Origin of the sequence: Hyphomicrobium methylovorum, assembly GCF_013626205.1 — a bacterium.
Lineage (GTDB): Bacteria > Pseudomonadota > Alphaproteobacteria > Rhizobiales > Hyphomicrobiaceae > Hyphomicrobium_B > Hyphomicrobium_B methylovorum.
The window spans coordinates 3,132,241-3,151,592 of the sequence record NZ_QHJE01000001.1 but is presented as its reverse complement, the minus strand read 5'-3'; the positions used below and the strand labels follow the sequence as shown (position 1 = coordinate 3,151,592).

Genomic DNA, 19,352 nt, shown 5'->3' with positions numbered 1-19,352 from the left:
TTCTCCGTAACGTATGACCCGGCTCCGAGTTGCACCTCAGGAAGTTTCTATGTTCGCCCGACAACCAGATTACGCGTCTTTTGCAGTGAACGGCGAATGAACACAGTCGATATGCATAGCGACTATGCCAATTCTGAACGCGAATTGAGGCTGGGACGCTTGCACTCCCAACATGCTAAATCAAACGGACAGTAACGAAAGCGGAGGCTGTCGTGACGATTGATACAAGCTTAAGATCGCCTGAAGGCCAGAGCCTATTGAAGACAGCCGCACAGGCTTATGGCTTGGACGATCAAAAGGCTGGAACCGCCCTTCGCTCGCTGGCGGACTCGGTGAAAGTCCGGATCGAGCGCGCCATGCTCTCCCGCGGTGGCGTCGCCGACGTCGCCGCGCTCGTCACCAATCCCAATAACCAATTGCTCGAAGAACCCGGTTCGGCATCGCTGTCAGCCGCCGAGGAAAACGGCAACGACATTCTCAGCGTGCTGACCGGAAGCAAGCATATCAGCCGAGGCATCGCTGCAAGCGCTGCGCGCCAGTCCGGCCTTCCGGCATCGACGACAGAAAAACTTCTGCCCGCCGTTGCAACCCTGCTCGTTGGAGAGTTGCAGCGTCAGTCCCAACCCGCGCTCGACAAAATCGTGCAGCAGTCTCCGTCATTGTTCGGAGAACTCAGAAACCCGCTCGGCGGACCGGGGAGCCCATCGCAATCGTCCGCGCCGTCATCTGAGATCGACGCCGGACCTCCTCCGCCCATTCCGGGAAACACGATTCCCGGCGTCGGCCGGTCAGCATCGCGACGGTATCAGCCGGATCAAGACAGCCCATATGATCGGCTGCCCGACATCGTTCGCCGTGGCGGCGCCCCCGCACCGGGCGGCGGATCGCTGGAAGATGTCATTCGATCGATATTCGGAAAGGTCCTTGGATCCAACCGAGGCGTTATCGGTACGATGATCCAAATCTTCTTGATCCGCTGGCTCGCGTCGATGGCGCGGCGCATTCTCTCGCGCGTCGTCACTGGCCGATAAAGCCAGACGACGCGACGAGAAGAATTCAACAGCGAAAGATCAGCGGCAAGGCCGTGAGCTGAGATCGCAACCCCAAGAGCCAGCTGAGCCCGTGCAGTTGGCCTGCTTGCCAGCAGACCGCTTCCAGCTTGCCCACCTGGAGCCGTACTCAAAATCAGTGAACTGGATCCATGACTTTACGGCTGCAGCCATAGCGGCAGCTTTCGTTGCCTGGCCAGAGCTTGAACCATAATGGAAGTGGTCCACGAAGCAGACGCGACCACCCTCGCGGCGCTGAGTATGGATGGAATCCAACCCCGTTTCGTCAGCGATTACAGGTGGCGCGGCGATAGCAAAAAAAGCAAGTGCGGCAAATGCCGGACGAATCCAAACGGAACGATTCATTGTGCTGTCCCCGACGAACAAGGGATCTACTCCCCCGGACGCATCTTGCAGATTCAGCACGTTGTCCGAAGGGCCGACGCCCTTCGAACGATGAAAATCTCACTCGCAGCGGCAAACAGGGCACACTGCCCGCCTTGGCGGGACATATGCGCCACGGCCGCGCCTGCGTCTCTACTTTACGGCGACGACCGAAATTTCAACCAGCATCCGCGGGTCGATCACTTTAGCTTCAACGCACGCGCGGGCCGGAGCATCCTTGCCGCCGAGCCAAGCGCTCCAGGCTTTGTTCATGCCATCGCGGTTGCGAATGTCGTTGAGCCATACCGTGGCCTGAACGATCTTCGATTTGTCGGTTCCCGCAAGCGCCAGCAAGCGGTCGACCTCGGTCAGAACTTCGGCAGTCTGACCTTCAACGTCGCGTGAAAGATCGGTCGGGATGACACCCGCGGTGAAGACGAAACCGTTCGCCTCCGTGACCTTCGAATAAACGGCCGTCGATTCATAACGATTGATCGTCATTTGAGCGCTCCCCAAACTATTGTTGGGGGGCGTCTTAGCAGCCCGAACCGCTCTCAAGAAGCCTCAAAGCAGGGGCGGGTCGACGTGCCGCTCACCATCGATAACAAGCCCCTTGAGGGCTGCCTCGCCGTCGCCGCCAACCGCCACGATGGCCTCGATTTTATGGTCGCGCACCTTCTCTTCCAGCACACGCCCCGTGCCTTCGGGAACGAAATAGCTTTCGATCCCGTAGCGAACATTGAGCACGACGTCCCGTTTGTCCTGGGCCGACCAAACGTTGATGACCTGCCCTTTGAGAACCCGTTCGTCCGGCGAGAGCTTCGGCGCATCGGCGCTTACCCCGCTAACGGTCCAGTTTCCGTCCGCGCCTTTGCCGAGGCGAACGTAAACCGTCGAACCCCGGCTCAAATTCGCAATCTCAGGCGCCGGGCCAGGCTGGCGGATCGACGAAAGATCGTAACCGAGGATCACATACTCGCCACGGAAAATATCGCGCGGATCAACCGGCTTCACCGGCAGCACAATCTCTTCGCCTGATTTGATGAGCCGGTCGCGATCATAGAGCACCTTCACCAACGCAGCCGACTGCACCGTGGCGACCAACCCGAGAAGCGGCCAGAGGTACTTCGAGATGCCAATCATGCTGCAACCTCGCTCGGGCGGACGCTTCTAACCAACCGCAGCGCCAGGAAAGCAAGCGCGGCAACAATCACCGCCGCAATCAGGAAGAACAGCGACGTTCCGAGGATCGATCCGACCGTCCGCCAATAGAGCGAAAGGATCTCGAGCGAAAACCCAATGTAGCCAACCCAAAGCACTCCGCGATTTCCGGTCTGCACGCCGTAAGCAATAGCGCCGAGCAAAAGAACAAGCGTAACGATCGCGAGCGTAATCAGCATCGAGAGCGTCGGGCTTTCCCAAAACTGCAATGCGAATAGCCCGGTGAATGCGACAGCGATCGGATAACCGAGCACGGCTCCCGCAGCGGGAGCCATGTCCGGCCGCAGCTTTTCAACGGCGATCACGGCGATGGAAGCCGCAATGCCGATAATCGCGACGATGGCGTTCTCGCCATGTGCAGACAGCAGAAATCCGAGCGAGACCACAAACCCCGACAGCGCCAACGCCGAGAGGTGCAATCCGGGATACCACCGCTGCCAAATAAATGCCGCCGTCACCGCAAGCCAGCCGATGAGGAACGGCCAATGCACCCCCACGAATGACCGCGATGTCGTTTCCATGCCGGACCAGACACACACGAGCACCATCGCAAAGCCAAGCGTCGGATCTGAACGCAGCAGAACACCGGCAAAGAGAGCCGCAACCCACCACAGCAAAACCGCGTCAGGCGCATGACCATCGAGGTGATACATCTGGCTGATGAGCATGATGCTGGCGCCGAACATCGCCGACGAAAACAAAACGGCGGCATCGGCAAACGCAGGCTGATCGCGTCCGGCGAAAACGCCCGCTACCCCGTAACCCGCCCAGATCGAAGCAAGCAAAAGCCCGAGACGCGCGAGCCGTGGAACATCCGCCCAATGCGCGGCGACAAACGAGATTGCGGCGAAACCGAACAGCACGCTCGCAAGAACGGCGAGCGCGCCCGCCAGACTGAACTCGCGATTGTTCTTTGCCACATCGGCAAGAATGACGGTGCGGGAGCTATCGGTGATCCAGCCGTTCGCTTGCCAGCGGTCCAGATCGCGCGCTAGCCGCTTGCTATATCTGCTCCACATCCCAATCCGCTTCCGCGCTGCATGAACCGTGCGCCGATACGTGCCTGCCCTTGCCGGCAAATTCAAGACAGGTTGAGAGGTTAGCGTTTCCGCACCAAAACAAATCGGCGCATTTCAAAGCAGTCCGTCGTCTGAATTGCACAAGCCGTAACCTTGTTTGTGCGCATGCCAGCCCGGAAGACACACACCCGGCAAAGGTTGTGTATCCACACCGGCATTTCCTTGACGAGCGCACGCGACTATTGCACCTTGTTGCGAATGATTGTCATTTGCGAAAAGAAACTTTCTCCCTGATGGACGTCAAAACCGACCCTCCGACGAACGCATCTCCGAAATCCCAATCCGGGCAGACATCAACTTGGAGGCGGGACGTCGGGGAACGATCCCTCGGCGAAGTTTTCGCGTCCGTTCCCGTCGATGCCAAAGCTTCGCCGTGGCGCCGCTTCGCTGCGTTCGTTGGGCCGGGCTACCTCGTCGCGGTCGGCTACATGGACCCCGGCAACTGGGCCACGTCGATCGCGGGTGGATCCAAATTCGGTTACGCGCTCCTCTTCATTGCTCTGCTGTCGAACATCATGGCGGTCATCCTGCAGAGCCTCTGCGCGCGCCTGGCCATCGGCTCGGGACGTGATCTCGCGCAGGCATGCCGCGATGGCTATCCGCGCTGGACCGCAATCCCGCTGTGGCTCCTCGCCGAAATCGCAATCATTGCAACCGACGTCGCCGAGGTCGTCGGCACCGCGATCGGTCTCAACCTGCTGTTCGGAATTCCCCTTGAGATCGGCGTCATCCTGACGGCGCTCGACGTTTTCGTCATTTTGCTTCTTCAGCGTCTCGGCTTCCGCTACCTCGAAGCCTTCATCATCACGATGCTCGGCGTTATCACAATCTGCTTCGGCATCCAGATCGCGCTCGCCGATCCGCAATGGGGCGAAGTGATACGCGGCTTCGCGCCAACGACCGACATCTTGAGAAATCCGGACATGCTCTACATCGCGCTCGGCATCATCGGCGCGACGGTCATGCCGCATAACCTCTATCTTCATTCGGCAATCGTTCAGACACGCGCTTACGGCACGACAACGAAAGAGAAACGCGAAGCACTGAAATTCGCAACGGTAGACTCAACCGTTGCGCTCACGTTAGCCCTCGCCGTCAACGCATCGATCCTCATCCTCGCAGCAGCAGCGTTCCACAAAACAGGACGAACCGAAATCGTCGAATTGCAGGAAGCGCAATCGTTGCTCCATCCGCTGCTCGGCTCGGCCATCGCACCCACGTTGTTCGGCATCGCGCTACTCTGCTGCGGGTTGAATTCAACCGTCACAGCCACCCTCGCTGGACAAACGGTGATGGAAGGCTTCATCGACATTCGCCTGAAGGCTTGGCTCCGCCGCCTCGTGACGCGCGCCTTTGCGCTCATTCCCGCAGCGGGCGTCACGCTGCTCTATGGCGAAGCCGAAACGGCGAAGCTCCTAATTCTCTCGCAAGTGGTCCTCAGCCTCCAGCTTCCCTTCGCGATCGTCCCGCTGGTGCAGTTCACAGCAAGCCGCGCGAAAATGGGTGCGCTGGTATCACCGAGATGGTTGACGGCAATTGCAGTCGTAATCGCCGCGCTCATCATCGCGCTCAATCTGAAGCTGATTTTCGATTTTCTCGTCGAAGGCTGAGCGCCTGCCGTCCTGCGCGCATGAGCGGGTTGCAACGTCGGACTACCGCGCTTAAGTAGCCGGGCGCTCAGGCGCCAACCGGCCGCGTCGCGCGCCGACGCATCCCCTTCAACTCGCAGATCGAAACGCACCAACGAATGCCGCTCAAGAACCAATCCATCGTGCACGTCGTCGGAGCAGGCCTCGCAGGCTCTGAAGCCGCTTGGCAGATCGCATCCCGGGGTGTGCCGGTCGTGCTGCACGAAATGCGTCCCGTGCGTTCGACAGAAGCGCACAAAACGGACGGCTTCGCCGAACTCGTGTGCTCGAACTCCTTTCGCTCAGACGATTGGGAGAACAACGCGGTCGGCTTGCTGCATGAAGAGATGCGCCGCGCGAATTCGCTCATCCTGTCCTCGGGCGACAAGGCAAAGCTTCCGGCAGGCGGCGCACTTGCCGTCGATCGCGATGCATTCTCCGCCGAAGTGACCGCGCGCCTCGAAGCGCATCCCCTTGTCTCGATCGAACGCGGCGAACTCTCTGCCCTGCCGCCAAGCGATTGGCAAAACGTCATCATCGCGACCGGACCGCTGACTTCGCCGGACCTCGCTGCAGCGCTTGCGGAACTGACGGGCGAAAGCTCACTCGCATTCTTCGACGCCATCGCCCCCGTCATTCATCGCGAAAGCATCGACACGTCGATTGCGTGGTTCCAATCGCGATATGACAAGGCCGGACCCGCGGGCACCGGCGCCGACTACCTGAACTGCCCGATGTCGAAACCGGAATACGAAGCCTTCGTCGACGCGCTGCTCGCGGGCGACAAGACGTCGTTCAAAGAATGGGAAGCCTCAACACCCTACTTCGACGGCTGCCTGCCCGTTGAGGTAATGGCCGAGCGCGGCCGCGAGACACTGCGCTATGGACCGATGAAACCCGTCGGCCTTGACGATCCGCGCACCGGACGCTGGCCCTATGCGGTCGTGCAACTTCGCCAGGACAACGCGCTTGCCACGCTTTGGAATATGGTCGGCTTTCAGACAAAACTGAAGCACGCCGAACAGGTGCGCATCTTCCGCACGATCCCTGGTCTCGCAAACGCAGAGTTCGCGCGCCTCGGCGGCCTTCATCGCAACACCTATTTGAACTCGCCGCGCCTGCTCGACCGCGCGCTGCGCCTGAAAGCCGAGACACGCCTACGCTTTGCCGGACAAATCACGGGCGTTGAAGGCTACGTCGAAAGCGCCGCCATCGGCCTTCTTGCCGGTCGTTTCGCCGCTGCCGATGCATTGGGCGAAACGATCGCGCCGCCGCCGCAAACAACTGCGCTCGGCGCTCTTCTCGATCACATCACCGGCGGGCACCTCGTCACCGAAGACGGCGAGGCAGGCAAACCGCGTTCGTTCCAGCCGATGAACATAAACTACGGCTTGCTGCCCGATCTCGAAACGGTCCCGACGCACGACGACAACGGCGCCCGCCTCAAAGGACCCGAACGCGGCCGCGCGAAAAAGCGCGTGATGTCCCGCCGCGCCATCGCCGATCTAACGGCGTGGCTCGACGGACAATCGGCAACGAAGCCTGCCGAATGATTTCGCGCGCGGCTTCGACTATTGCGAAGCTGGCGCGAACGGCTTGATCTCCAGGTCGTCAGACTGAGGAGCAGGTGCCGCGGGCGGCACTCCTTGCTGAGACGGCTGAGCGGAAGGCTGCGTCTGCGTCTGAAACTCTCCTGACGACGCCTCAGAGGGGATCGGCGGTAACGGCTCACCCTGCGCCGAAGGCTCTGAGAAAGACGGCGCAGACGGAATTGGCGGCAAAGGCGTCCCCTGCCCCTGCACCGGCGCCGCATCGGGCAACGGCCCGCTATCGACCGAGCTCGGCGAGCCAACGACAGCCTCCGTTCGCGGCTCTGATCCGTCATCCGCAGGTTCCAGGGTGGTCGCTCCAAATCCTTGCCCGGCGGGCACAGCCGGATGTTGCGCGCCAGGAATTGGAGCAGGCGACACCGCCGCGGGCGCTCCTGGCGCGTTCATCGCAGGGTGCTGCTGCGGTGGTGCAGTCGCATCAGGCGAGGGTTCGAGGCCCGCCGCGGCGGGAGGCGCCGCGGAGCGCGGCGATGCCTGCCACCCGGAAGGTTGTTCGTTGGGCTTTGCTGGCTCCGTCACCGCACCATTTGAAGGCAGCGGCGTCACGGTAGTTTCCTTCGCCAATCCGGGCGCTGTGAGGATCGCCTTCACATCGGGAACGGCCATTCCCGGCTCATCAACCGCGGGTGCGGGACCATCGTCCGGAACGGAGATTGAAACGGCCGGTATGTCGCCTTCCTCTTCTCTCGCATACTTTGCAAGAACCGCGCGCGCCTTGTCGACGACGGAGTCGGCAATCGCGGCCTGACCTTCCGCTGTCGGATGGAACGCGCCGGAATACGTCGACGCCAACACCACCTGGAACGGCGCGAACGGCTCAATTTTCAGAACCTTCGTCATGAGTCCGGCCGCAACGTGGAAGTTGCCGGTCATGAATGCGTCGTTCGGCGTGCGGAACCACCGCTGCCGCGTAGCATACGCTTGATAGTCGCCGGGGTTGTAGGGAACCCACTTGCCGTCGATCTTGCGCGGCAGCCGAAGGTCGTCCGCCTGCCCGACGCCTTCAACGCTCAATCCAGCGCATAGCCCGCGCCCGATGAACTTCCGCCGGTGCGTTTCGACGAACGTCCAGCCGAATTCTTCCGCGCTCTGCCGCATCTCACGATGCAGCTTGTCTGCGAACCACGTGCCGAGCCTCAGCTTCGTTTCATCAAGCTGGAAATCGGGAACGACTTCCATGCCGGAGTTGCCTGTCTTGCACGTCTCGCTGCCATCGCCTTCAAGCGCCATGCCGGGATAGGCGACGAGAAGAATACGATCGCTCTCTTGCCACGGCATGTAGAGAATGTTGTGCAGCGCGCGGTTCAACGATTTGTAGCGCGCGTTGAGCCGCTTCAATTCCGCAGCCGCTTCCGCCTCGCCATACACTTCACCGAGCCAGCCGCCGAGCTGTCGCAGCAAAGACTCGTTCGAGAGAACCGCGTTTGCGACCAACCTGGAAAACCCGATGTCGTTGCCGCCGATCGACAGCAGCAAGAGATCGATCTTGCGCGCAACATTGTGCGGACACTTCCTAAGAACCAGCCCACCCTTCAACTCAGGGATCTGCCCGTTGATGTGATAGGCCTCGGGAACATCCAGCAGTTCGGCCTTCTCGTTGCCGCACTGCGCTTCCGCCACGGCCGAGATTTGCGACATGCGCGGCGGGTTCGGCACCCACTCGTTGCCTTTGTAGCGAAGGAAAAGTCCATCCGTGATTTCCGCGCCCGCGCATGACACGCCGACGAATGTCACAGCCCTGTGCGGTTCTTCGACAGCAAGCTGCAACGCCGCGCGCAACTGTTCCGAATAGAGCGAACGATGGCACGCCTGATCGAGCCAGCGCGCGTTCTCCTTGATGAATGCCTTGTCGCCGAAATCGCGCCACGGCCCAACGCGCGCCGGATAACCCGTAAGCCCGCTATAGATTCCGACCGTGCTATAATCCGCCGAACGCTCGCGCGAGAAGCGGACGGCAACATCCGGATTGCCTTCGCCGGATGCGAAGCTATCGCCCATTCCGGCGACCAGAATATCCTTGACCTTGACGTCGGTCTTGGCGACTTCGCGCCCGCCGATCTCAAGCGTCACCGCCGATCCGCCAGGATAGGGAACTTCAAAACGAACGCTCTCGCTGCAGGGCTGCGTCACAGCCTTGCCGCGCGGATGATCGCCATCGCGCGGTGCCGTTAGCCACGTGCATGAGAGCATGTTCGCATCGTCCACACCCTCGACCTTGACGATCACGGCATGACGGGACGGATTGATGTAGTCTTCGTAGGCCTTGCACTTGAACTGATTGTTGTTCCAGCACGTCTTTTGATAAATCGACGATGCCCAACCATCGGCATCGTGGCTCTGAAGCGCGCGTTCGCCGGAGAGAACAGGTGTTGCACGAGCGCTTTGGTTCAACCCCATAAACGTCGCGCGATGTGCTTCGGTGTCCCGCGGATCGGTAAAAAATCGAAATGGATTTTCCACGCGCCACGTGATCTCGGCGGCCGCATGCGCGGAATTGGGGAAGCCGATCAGCGCTGCCGCAGCGGCAGTGACCCATGCGAACGCCAGGATACCCAAGGCGCTCCATTGGTTCGATGGTGAGCGATGAGACATCTGCCCCCTTTTAAGTGCCCGGTCGATTGATACCCGCCACGTTTCAGACCGAACCGGTCCAGTGCGCACGTGCGACGCGCCACAAACGCATGAGCGGCGCGATCTCTACAATGTCGCGTTCAGGCTCATGCCCTGCCCTCTGCAAAGCGCGAAATTGGGGCTCGATGAGGGCGAGAGGCAACAATGCTGTCGTGAAGACGCGAGGTTTTTCCGCAAGTTGCCGCCGAACGGCCGCGATTGCGGACCGTGAGTCGCGGATCAATCTGGGGATCTGCGAACGCCAATCCGGAGCGCCGTCCGGCGCATTTGCCATCCATGTTGCGGGCAACGGCGACCGGCCGGCCGCAAGCGCATAAGGGAGTTCAATCGCCGTCCGCGCATAACCAGCGGCCCGTGCCGCATCGTTGAGAAGCTCGCGCGAGCCTTCATCAGGTACCCCGGTCAGAATCTGTAGCGAGACCCGCAGCGGCGTACCGTCGATGGCTTGAAATTGGGTGTCGAGCGCAGCCTCATCCGCAGGCGCGTCGGCAAATAGAGCGTCCATGTGGGCGTCGAAATATGCGGAGAACATCGACAGAGGCAGGCGATGCCGCCGCACCACATCCGCGAACGCGTCGAGCACGGGACTTCCCGAAAGCTCCGCGCCCTCTTCCGCTCGATGCAGCGCATCGCGCCACCACGCCATGCGAATTTCACCGAGCGCCGGATCCGTGACCTGCCGCGCGATATGCGCGATCTCGCCGTCAAACGCAGCAGCCGCGATGAGGTCCGGCCTCACCTTGGCCGGGGCAAACAGCGCCGCATAAAAACGGTCAGGCGCGTGGGCTCGCGCACTCGAACGAACCACCTCGGTATTTGCATCCGTTTGCTTGACCGCTGTCACGCCGATCTCCGGCACGGCTTCAATCAACCGCGATCAGCGCCGCCGCAATCGGACGCTTTTCCGCGATCAATATGTTGTAGGTCCGAGCCGCTGCGCCCGTCGACATCGGCTCGATGCCGATCCCGGCATCGGCGAATGCCGCATAAACCTGTTCATGCGGCCATTGCTGCTGCGCGCCTGTACCGAGAAGCAGCGTGATCGGCGGCGTCAGCAGAGACAGCGGGAAAGTGAAATCTTCAACCGTCAGCGCTGCGCCATCGCGCGGTTCCCACGCGTAAATCCCACTCGGCAGGCAAAGGATCGACCCGCGGTGACTCATTTCAGCAAAACGAAAACCGCCGTTACCATAAGCCGTAACGGCGGTCTCGTAAGGGTAGCGCGCACCCGCATCGGTCATTCGGGGCGGCCTCCGGCCATTAGGCCTTCGCCTTGGTCTTTCCTGATGCAACGGCCTTCGCGAGCGCATCGCTCCAGTCGCGCTTGACGCCCAGGTATCCAAGCAGCGGCGCCGCGATAAAGATCGACGAATACGTGCCGATGATCACGCCGAGCAGCATGGCGAGATTGAAGCTGCGGATGACTTCGCCGCCGAAGATATAGAGCGAGAGAAGCACCGCGATTGCCGTCATACCCGTAAGAATGGTGCGCGAAAGCGTTTCGTTAATCGACAGATTGAGAAGCTCGTTCAGCTCCATTTTCTTGAACTTGCGCAAGTTCTCTCGAATACGGTCCGACACGACGACGGTATCGTTGACCGAATATCCAAGAATGGTCAGCAGCGCCGCGACCGTCGACAAATCGAACTCGAACTGGAAGAGCGCGAAGATACCGGCAACCACCACGACGTCATGCGTCAGCGATAAGACCGCACCGACCGCGAATTGCCATTCGAACCGGAACCAGACGTATCCGACGATCGCGAGAATACCCGCCGCAACCGCTATGAAACCGGTCATCCGGAGTTCACTCGAAACCGCCGGTCCGACGACCTCGACACGCCGCTCCGTATAGTCGGCGGAGATGGCTTCCGTTACTTTCTTGACGCTGGCCTGCTGCGCGAGTTCGCCTCCCGGCTGCTCTTCGAGGCGGACCAGAACGTCGGCAGGAGATCCGAATTCCTGGATCTGCACGTTGCCGACACCGAGCGCATTGAGCTTCGTGCGCAGCGCGCTAACGTCGGCATTGCCGGTCTTGGCTCTGAGTTCGATCAGCGAGCCGCCCTTAAAATCGACGCCGTAGTTCAGACCCATGACCGCGCACAAACCGAGCGCAATCGCCATCGCCACGATCGACCCGATCAGAGCAGCGCCCTTGTAACGCATGAACGGAAGCCGGAGGTCATGGGGAAAGAAGTCCATCCCCTTGAAGACGGGTACGTATTTCATAAGCACGGCGCGTCTCCTAAACCGGAACAGTAATCTTCTGGCCCTTCGGCTGAGCCTTGAGCCAATACCAGATGAGCAGACGCACGACGGTAACCGACGCAAAAATCGACGTCAGAATGCCGATGGTCAGCGTCACCGCGAAGCCGCGGATCGGACCCGAGCCAAGCCAGAACATGATGATGGCGCAAGCAAGCGTCGTTAGCTGGCTGTCGGCGATGGTGATGAATGCGCGCGCGAAGCCCGCATCGATTGCGCTGACAGGTGATTTGCCCACACGCAGCTCTTCTCGAATACGCTCATAGACAAGGACGTTCGCGTCGACGGCCATCGCAACGCCGAGCACGAGACCCGCAATACCGGGCAACGTCATCGTCGATCCGATCAGCGTCATGAGCGCGATCGTGAGTATCAAGTGCACGAGAAGTCCGACGACCGCGAAGATGCCGAACGTGCCATACGCGAGAATTGTCAGACAGACGACGGCGATGCCGCCGATCAAGCCTGCATCCTTGCCCGCTGAAATCGAGTCCGCGCCGAGCGACGGTCCGACGGTGCGTTCTTCAACGATTGTGAGCTTCGTCGGCAGCGAGCCGGAGCGAAGCTGCACAGCCAGCGTGTTCGTGCTCTCGACGGTGAAATTGCCGGAGATCTGGCCCGACCCGCCGAGGATGGGTTCGCGGATCACCGGAGCCGAAAGAACCTTATTATCGAGGACGATCGCGAACGGCCGTCCAACGTGGTCCTTCGTGAAGTTACCGAACTTGCGCGCACCAGCCTGATTGAAGCGGAAGTTGATCACCGCTTCACCGGTGCGGCTGTCGAAACCGGGCTGTGCGTCGGCCAGGTCTTCACCCTGAACGACGGGCTGTTCACGCAGCAGATAGTCGCCGCCGCCTTCGCTCTTGTCGCTGGGGAAGATTTTGTATCCTGGCGGCACCGTCCCAAGCTTCGCGTCTTCGCCCGACATCGAAGGATGCACTTCGTGGAACGTCAGCTTCGCGGTCTCGCCGATCAGCTTCTTCAGCTCCTTGGTGTCGGTAAGACCCGGAAACTGGATCAGGATCCGGTCGGCGCCCTGGCGAACGATCGTCGATTCCGACGTGCCGAGGTTGTTGACGCGCCGGTTCACCGTTTCGATCGAAGCAGAAGCGGCGTTGGAAACACGCTGCCGGATACCTTGCTCGCTTTCGCGAACGATGACCGTGCTCGGATCTGGCCCTGCAAACACGTCGACGTCGTATCCGCCGCCGCCCATAAGCATGCTTCCGAGCGGCTGGCGCACCTTGTTGAGTGCCTTGATCGCCGCGTCGCGTTCTTCGGGTTTTGCAAGCTTGATGACGAGCTGCGTCAGACCTTGCGTGCCGATCCCCGCAAAACCAATCTTGGCTTCGCGCAATACCTTGCGCGATTCATCCCTGAGATTGTTGATCCAGTCCTTCTTGATCTCGTCCTGGTCCATGGCGAGCAGAAGATGCGCACCACCCTGCAAGTCGAGGCCCAGCGCGAGCTGATGCTTGGGCATGAACCAAGGCCACGATTCAACAGTCGACTTCGAAAAGAAATTGGGCAGCGCAACAATCAAGCCTGCCAAGCAGGTCAGTACGATAGCTAGTATTTTCGCGCGCGTGAAATGCAACATCGGAATGTAATCTCTCGTCTTGCGAGTATCTCAGAACGAACGGCGAGCAGCGGCGGAATTATCTTCGCATGCCCTCGGCAGCAAAATCACGTTGCGTCTTTGACAGGTTCGCTCTTCGAACGAACATCCAGCAGCGTGCTCTTGACGATCCGCACCCGGAAATTTTCCGCGAGCTCAACTTCGATCTCATCGCTCGTGTCGGATGATTTCAAAACCTTGCCGATCATGCCGCCAGCCGTAACGACGGTATCGCCGCGGCGTACGGCGCTGACACGATCACGATGCTGTTTCGCCCGCTGCGACTGCGGCCGGATCAGGAAGAAATAGAAGATTGCCAGCATCGCCAGCATCGGGATCATCAGACCACCAAGGGGATCGAGCGGATTCGCTGCGGCAGCCTGAGCGAAAGCTGGGGTCGAAAACATTTGCTATGGGATCCTTTGGATGTGAACGGAAAAAGCGGCCGCGCCCGAGAGCGTGAACCTCAGGGAGAGGACGGCGCCAAATTCTGGCCGGACTATAGTGTCCAGCCACCCATTTGCAACATGGCAAACATCGATTCTACGGGCCTCATTTGCCGTTGGCATTGGAGATTCAAGCGCCTAAAGACGCTGTTCGCCTTGAAAGCCCCCACAGGACCACAGATGAGCGACGCAGAATCCATCACTCCCCTCCTCGAACGGATCGCCGCAGCGCTTGACCGTCTTGCCGCACCCGCAATGGCAACCCCCGATTTTACGGCCGCCGACGCGTTCGTCTGGCAGCCGGACGGTTTCGGTTTAGAACCCGTCCACGAGGTGAACCGTGTACCGCTCAGTCTGCTGCGCGGCATCGATCGCACGTCCGTCATCCTGCTCGACAATACCCGCCGCTTCGCCGCCGGCCTCCCAGCCAACAATGCGCTGCTATGGGGCGCCCGCGGCATGGGGAAATCCAGCCTCGTCAAAGCGGCGCACGCAGAATCCCAGGCTGCAGCAGGCGGCAAGCTGAAGCTGATCGAGATTCACCGCGAGGACATCTCGACCCTTCCCCGCTGCCTCGCCTATTTGAAGGCCGCGCCATACCGCTTCATCGTGTTCTGCGACGACCTGTCCTTCGATCACGACGACACCAGCTACAAATCGCTGAAGGCCGTTCTCGAAGGCGGCATCGAAGGCCGGCCGAAAAACGTCATCTTCTACGCAACGTCAAATCGCCGTCACCTGATGCCGCGCGATATGATCGAAAACGAACGCTCAACGGCCATCAATCCGGCAGAAGCGACGGAAGAAAAAGTCTCGCTGTCGGATCGCTTCGGTCTGTGGCTCGGATTTCATAACGCCAGCCAGGACGACTATCTCGCCATGGTCCGCAGTTACGTTTCGCATCTCGCACTTCCGATCGATAGCGCGGAGTTGGAGCGTGACGCGCTTGAATGGGCAATGACACGCGGCTCACGTTCTGGCCGCGTTGCCTGGCAGTACGTTCAGGATCTTGCGGGCCGCCTCGGAAAACCAGCGGACGTGAGCTGAACGCTGCAGTCCATCGCGTAAAATAAAAAAGAGCCGGATCAGGAGATCCGGCTCAAGTTTCCCTCTATGCCAGCGCAGCAAATGGCTGCCCCAAGCCAAGTGAATTCGTCAGAGCCGTTCGAGATAAGGCAGCGGATCGACCGGCTTCGACCCCTGACGCAATTCGAAGTGAATCTGCGGTTGATCGACCGAACCCGTCTTTCCAGCACGAGAGATCACCTGCCCGCGCTTGACCTTGTCGCCGTGCTTCACGAGCATTTCGTCGTTATGCGCGTAAGCCGTTACCCAGCCGTTGTCGTGACGCAGCAGAACGAGATTGCCATACCCCTTGAGCTCGCTTCCCGCGTAAGCAACGACGCCAGATTCCGCAGCGTGAATTTCCGTTCCGAGCGGCACCGAAAGATTGATGCCATCGTTATGCGTGCCATCCGGACGCCCGCCAAAACCGGCGATGATCCGGCCCGTTGTCGGCCAGCGCAATTTCACGCCATCGACAACAGCGGTGCCCGTCGGCGCGGCCAGAGCGACCTTTTCTTCCTTCGGCGCAGGCGCAGCAGCGACCGGTGCTTCAACACGCGGCGCGGAATGCTGCGGCTCGGGCGACGCATCGTTCGCCTTGTTTTCCGTCAAAGCAGCAACGCGCTGCTCACTGTTGATGATCGTCGGCCGCGTCGTGGTGCCGGGTGCAGCAGACGACATGGACGTCGACGAGTCCGTTTCCGCTGCAATCGGCGGCACGATTGGAGAAGCCGCGCGCTCCGTGCTCCGGTCACGATTTTGGAAAGCCGGAGGCGAAGCGGATGGAGCGGCGACAGGTGCCGCAGCCGCCATATGCGTCGGCTCGGCCGAAGCGCGTCCAGGCACACGAAGAACAGTGCCAGGCTTCACACGCCGCGGATCGGTGATCCCGTTGACCTCTTGCAGCTCAGCGAATTTGACGTTGTGCGCACGCGCAACGGCGTAAAGCGAGTCACCCTGCTTCACCGTATACGTACCGCCATAACGCGACACGGTTTCGGCTGACGCCTCCGCAAGCGGAACCGGAGCCGGACGCGCGGACTCGACGGCTTTTGCAGCCGCCACGCTGCTGCGGCTCGGAGTTTCAGAGTCGGTAGGAAGCTGAAGCTTCTGCCCCGGCCTCAGATTGGGACTGCTGAGCGAATTGGCCTGCATGAGCGCAGCAACCGAAACGCCGTGACGTCGCGAAAGGCCATAAAGCGTATCGCCGGGCTGCACATCGATGGTCCGGCCGCTGGCTACGGATGGACGAGCAGCGGGCGGCGTAGATGCCGAATACCCATCGCGGCGCGGCGCGCCGAACGGGCGGGGCTCATACGAAGGGGCGCGCTCAGGCGCCACCGACGGCGCAGATCGCGACGGCGAATAGGAAGGATACGAATACGACTGCGAACCGGCCCCTTCGGGCTCCGGAAGCGCCGCCACCTCGACCGAGGATGCACCCGCGCCATAGGGTCCACGCGGAGACGACCGTGAAACGGTAGACCCGTCGTTCAGCGCGCTCGTGCGCACTGGCTCGGATGGAACAGGCGGTGGATCATTGAAACTGAAAGACGTGCTGTCGAAGCGCGTCACGTCTGCGCTACAGCCACCGATCGCAAGACCGGCAAAAACGATGACCGAAAGGGCCCCTGCGGACTTGAGGCTAAACTGCCCGCGCCGGCCGACGGCTACACAACTGATCATGGTACGCACCTCTACTCGCACCATCTATTAACCTTTAACCGGTTAATGAGAGGTAAACGCCGCCAAAAAGATCGCCCCTGATCGGAAGTGTTTAGGCCATGCCGCTTGCACTTGCCCCAGGCGAACGGCATGCAAAAATGAAACGTCGTGCCGGAAGGGAGAGCAAAGCCGCCCGTCCGATGGTTATCTCAATAGGAGGTAATTGCGCTTAATTCGCGGACGGATTTCGTCATTCCGGCGACTTTTGCGAAGCCTAAGCAACCGTCAAAAAGACAATCAACCCAGACGCTGCGCCAGCGCTTTGGCAGCAGACTGATCGGTTAGATCAAGGCTCAACGGCGTGACTGAAATTTTGTTTTTTGCGATCGCCGCAAGATCCGTACCCGGAACCAGAGTCGATTTCCGCCGTTCGAATCCAAACCAGAAGTAAGGCGTGCCCCACGGATCTTTCCGGCTGTCGATGTTCAGCAGCGCCTGATCGCGAACGCCTTGCGACGTCACCGCGACGCCCTTCACTTCATCAGGCGCAACGTCCGGAAAATTGACGTTGATGAGCGTGTTCGGATTCCACTTCTTCTCGATCAGCTTCTTGATGAGCTGCGGCGCATGCGCGAGCGGCGTATCCCAAATCGCGCGACGGCCGCCCTCTTCGAAACTCATCATCAGCGAGAGCGCGATGGAACGAATACCAAGCAGCGCACCTTCCATCGCAGCCGCGACAGTGCCGGAATAGGTAATGTCTTCGGCAAGGTTTGATCCGTGGTTGACACCCGACAGGATCAAATCCGGCGGCTGCGCCTTGAGCAGGTGGCGCACCGCCATGATGACGCTATCTGTCGGCGTGCCGTCGACTGCGAATGTGCGGTCATCAAGTGTACGCAAACGAAGCGGCGTGTGCAGCGTCATCGAATGCGAGGTGCCCGACTGATTGGTCTCCGGCGCAACAACCCAGACATCCGGCGAGATGCCAAGCGCAATAGCCTTGAGGATCTCGAGACCCTTCGCGTTCACGCCGTCGTCGTTGGTGATGAGAATACGCATGATTAGCTGATGATCTCGCCTTGGCTATTTACGCGGATCGGGGAACCGCGATTGGTTTCCGCATCGACATCGCGTCCGCCCGTCGCAGTGACGTCGCTCGGGTGCAAGCACCAAACCCGCTGCAAATCATAGACGAACACAGCAATACCATCTTCCGTGACTTCGCCGATAACGTGCCCCAACTTGCCACGAACTTCCACATCTTCGAAGTCCGGCGCAATGATCACGACGTCATACGGCTCCAGCTTCGTCATGCCTTCGCGGCCTCGATCTTCGTCAGGCCGCCCATATAAGGCCTGAGGACTTCAGGCACTACGACGCTTCCATCCGCCTGCTGATAGTTTTCGAGAACGGCAACCAGCGTTCGCCCAACGGCGAGCCCCGAGCCATTGAGCGTGTGAACATAAACGGGCTTGCCGCCATCCTTCGGGCGATAACGCGCGTCCATGCGGCGGGCTTGAAAATCGCCGCAGACGGAGCAAGACGAAATCTCGCGATATGCGTTCTGCCCAGGCAGCCAAACCTCGATATCGTAAGTTTTCTGCGACGCAAATCCCATGTCGCCGGTGCACAGAAGAACGGTGCGGAACGGCAGGCCGAGCCGCTTCAAAATCTCTTCCGCGCAGCCCGTCATGCGCTCGTGTTCAGCGAGCGACTCTTCCGGCGTCGTGACGGATACCAACTCGACCTTGGCGAACTGATGCTGGCGGATCATGCCGCGGGTATCACGCCCCGCTGCACCCGCTTCGGAACGGAAACACGGCGTCCACGCCGTCATGCGCAACGGCAGGCGCACGCCATCGAGTATCTGCTCACGAACAAGGTTCGTCAGCGAAACTTCCGCTGTCGGAATAAGCCAGAAATCATTCGTCGTCTTGAAAAGATCTTCCGCGAACTTCGGCAGATTGCCGGTTCCGTATGCAGCGTGATCCTTCACCAGCAGCGGCGGGTTCACCTCGGTATACCCGAACGTATCGGTATGCAGATCGAGCATGAAGCAGCCGAGCGCACGCTCCAGCCGCGCCAGCGCGCCCTTCAACGCAACGAACCTCGCACCGGAAATCTTTTGCGCCGCCTCGAAGTCCATGAGGCCCAGCGCTTCACCGATCTCGAAATGCTGCTTCGGCGTGAAATCGAATTTGCCGGGCTCTCCGACCTTGCGCACTTCGACGTTGTCTTTCTCGTCGGCGCCGTCCGGAACGTCGTCACGCGGCAAGTTGGGAATGACTTCCAGCGCCGCCTTTATCTTGGCATCGAGATCGCGCTCGTCTTCCTCGCCCTTCGCGATTTTGTCCTTGAGATCGGCAACTTCGGCCATCAGCTTGTCGGCCGTCGCGTTGTCCTTCGCGCCCTTGGCCTTGCCGATTTCCTTCGAAGCCGCGTTCCGGCGCGACTGCGCCTCCTGTAACGTCGTCAGCGTCGTGCGGCGCGCGTCATCCAGCGCAATGAGGCCGGCAGCAAGCGGCTCGAGCCCGCGCCGCGCCAGCGCCTTGTCGAACGCGTCTGCGTTATCCCTGATCCATTTGATATCGAACACGGGTGGTCCTCATGATGAGATGATGAGGCCGTCCTATACGATGGCGCAGAATGGGTCCAGAGGATCGCCGACAAAGCTCCGCAGCGGAG

The 19,352-nt window shown here is 60.4% G+C and carries 17 protein-coding genes; 4 read left to right on the top strand and 13 right to left on the bottom strand.

Features of this window, described 5'->3' with window-relative positions:
- Positions 1–212: 212 nt before the first annotated feature.
- The gene (locus DLM45_RS14990; protein WP_181337883.1) at positions 213–1,031 is read left to right on the top strand and encodes a DUF937 domain-containing protein; all 819 of its coding nucleotides are present in this window, start codon (positions 213–215) and stop codon (positions 1,029–1,031) included.
- Positions 1,032–1,586: 555 nt separating this feature from the next.
- Here the strand turns inward: DLM45_RS14990 and DLM45_RS14985 are convergent.
- From DLM45_RS14985 to DLM45_RS14975, 3 genes are all read right to left on the bottom strand, one after another.
- Positions 1,587–1,934 carry a RidA family protein gene (locus DLM45_RS14985; RefSeq protein WP_181337882.1) on the bottom strand — a complete coding sequence of 116 codons (348 nt, stop codon included), beginning with the start codon at positions 1,932–1,934 and terminating at the stop codon, positions 1,587–1,589.
- Positions 1,935–1,997: 63 nt separating this feature from the next.
- Complete coding sequence (locus tag DLM45_RS14980; protein WP_181337881.1) at positions 1,998–2,576, bottom strand: GDYXXLXY domain-containing protein; 579 nt, start codon at positions 2,574–2,576, stop codon at positions 1,998–2,000.
- Entirely contained in the window at positions 2,573–3,673 is a 1,101-nt protein-coding gene (locus tag DLM45_RS14975) for a DUF2157 domain-containing protein (protein WP_181337880.1), read from the bottom strand. The genes DLM45_RS14980 and DLM45_RS14975 overlap by 4 nt, the downstream gene beginning before the upstream one ends.
- A gap of 293 nt (positions 3,674–3,966) precedes the next feature.
- On the opposite strand from DLM45_RS14975, the gene DLM45_RS14970 reads away from it, so the two are divergent.
- Both DLM45_RS14970 and trmFO read left to right on the top strand, forming a co-directional pair.
- A complete protein-coding gene (locus DLM45_RS14970) occupies positions 3,967–5,343 on the top strand; it encodes an Nramp family divalent metal transporter (protein ID WP_181337879.1) in 1,377 nt (458 codons plus the stop codon).
- A gap of 137 nt (positions 5,344–5,480) precedes the next feature.
- Complete coding sequence (gene trmFO, locus DLM45_RS14965) at positions 5,481–6,914, top strand: methylenetetrahydrofolate--tRNA-(uracil(54)-C(5))-methyltransferase (FADH(2)-oxidizing) TrmFO (protein ID WP_181337878.1); 1,434 nt, start codon at positions 5,481–5,483, stop codon at positions 6,912–6,914.
- A gap of 18 nt (positions 6,915–6,932) precedes the next feature.
- On the opposite strand, the gene DLM45_RS14960 is transcribed toward trmFO, so the two are convergent.
- The 6 genes from DLM45_RS14960 to yajC form a co-directional block, all read right to left on the bottom strand.
- The gene (locus tag DLM45_RS14960) at positions 6,933–9,563 is read right to left on the bottom strand and encodes an SGNH/GDSL hydrolase family protein (protein ID WP_246317431.1); all 2,631 of its coding nucleotides are present in this window, start codon (positions 9,561–9,563) and stop codon (positions 6,933–6,935) included.
- Between the two features lie 43 nt (positions 9,564–9,606).
- On the bottom strand, positions 9,607–10,446 hold the full coding sequence (locus tag DLM45_RS14955; protein WP_181337877.1) for a squalene/phytoene synthase family protein: 840 nt from the start codon (positions 10,444–10,446) through the stop codon (positions 9,607–9,609).
- A gap of 19 nt (positions 10,447–10,465) precedes the next feature.
- Entirely contained in the window at positions 10,466–10,843 is a 378-nt protein-coding gene (locus tag DLM45_RS14950; protein WP_181337876.1) for an Mth938-like domain-containing protein, read from the bottom strand.
- Between the two features lie 19 nt (positions 10,844–10,862).
- Positions 10,863–11,837 carry a protein translocase subunit SecF gene (gene secF / locus DLM45_RS14945; protein ID WP_181337875.1) on the bottom strand — a complete coding sequence of 325 codons (975 nt, stop codon included), beginning with the start codon at positions 11,835–11,837 and terminating at the stop codon, positions 10,863–10,865.
- A 10-nt stretch (positions 11,838–11,847) separates the two neighbouring features.
- Positions 11,848–13,470 (bottom strand): protein translocase subunit SecD, encoded by a 1,623-nt coding sequence (gene secD, locus DLM45_RS14940; protein WP_181337874.1) that lies wholly within the window; start codon positions 13,468–13,470, stop codon positions 11,848–11,850.
- 86 nt (positions 13,471–13,556) lie between these two features.
- Positions 13,557–13,895, bottom strand: a complete 339-nt coding sequence (gene yajC / locus DLM45_RS14935; protein WP_181337873.1) for a preprotein translocase subunit YajC — start codon at positions 13,893–13,895, stop codon at positions 13,557–13,559.
- Between the two features lie 219 nt (positions 13,896–14,114).
- Here yajC and DLM45_RS14930 point away from each other — a divergent pair, with 219 nt between their 5' ends.
- Entirely contained in the window at positions 14,115–14,981 is an 867-nt protein-coding gene (locus DLM45_RS14930) for an ATP-binding protein (RefSeq protein ID WP_181337872.1), read from the top strand.
- 108 nt (positions 14,982–15,089) lie between these two features.
- Here the strand turns inward: DLM45_RS14930 and DLM45_RS14925 are convergent, their stop codons facing one another.
- The 4 genes from DLM45_RS14925 to serS form a co-directional block, all read right to left on the bottom strand.
- Positions 15,090–16,685: a LysM peptidoglycan-binding domain-containing protein gene (locus DLM45_RS14925; protein WP_181337871.1), complete on the bottom strand. Its 1,596-nt coding sequence runs from the start codon at positions 16,683–16,685 to the stop codon at positions 15,090–15,092.
- Between the two features lie 276 nt (positions 16,686–16,961).
- Entirely contained in the window at positions 16,962–17,726 is a 765-nt protein-coding gene (gene surE, locus DLM45_RS14920) for a 5'/3'-nucleotidase SurE (protein ID WP_181337870.1), read from the bottom strand.
- Between the two features lie 2 nt (positions 17,727–17,728).
- Positions 17,729–17,980: a hypothetical protein gene (locus DLM45_RS14915; RefSeq protein ID WP_181337869.1), complete on the bottom strand. Its 252-nt coding sequence runs from the start codon at positions 17,978–17,980 to the stop codon at positions 17,729–17,731.
- Positions 17,977–19,263 (bottom strand): serine--tRNA ligase, encoded by a 1,287-nt coding sequence (gene serS, locus DLM45_RS14910; RefSeq protein WP_181337868.1) that lies wholly within the window; start codon positions 19,261–19,263, stop codon positions 17,977–17,979. Before serS ends, DLM45_RS14915 begins: the two co-directional genes overlap by 4 nt.
- Positions 19,264–19,352 lie beyond the last annotated feature (89 nt).